Origin of the sequence: Pseudomonas sp. 2995-1, from assembly GCF_002742505.1 — a bacterium.
Lineage (GTDB): Bacteria > Pseudomonadota > Gammaproteobacteria > Pseudomonadales > Pseudomonadaceae > Aquipseudomonas > Aquipseudomonas sivasensis.
In genome coordinates, this window is record NZ_LJSA01000385.1 from 1 (window position 1) to 284 (window position 284).

The 284-nt window shown below is 36.6% G+C and carries 1 protein-coding gene; it reads left to right on the plus strand.

The annotated features are described in order from the left end of the window. Positions 1-284, plus strand: a 284-nt coding sequence (locus AOA61_RS31240; RefSeq protein ID WP_305886524.1) for a CpsB/CapC family capsule biosynthesis tyrosine phosphatase, incomplete at both ends; no start/stop codon positions are given.

Below are 284 nucleotides of genomic sequence, written 5' to 3' on the forward strand. Positions count from 1 at the left end.
GCAATTGGTTGGTATAGTTCCTATCATCGTTCATCCAGAACGTAACCAAGAGTTGATGGAAAAACCAGATGAATTATATGAACTAGTAAGAGATGGTGCACTCACACAAGTTACTGCAGCCAGTGTTTGTGGGAAGTTCGGAAAAAAAATACAATCATTTTCAAAAGAAATCATAGAAGCAAATCTAACACACTTCATAGCATCAGATGCACACAATACGATAAACCGTAATTTTCACATGAAAACAGCTTACGAAATGATACGACAAGAGTACGGTGAAGAAT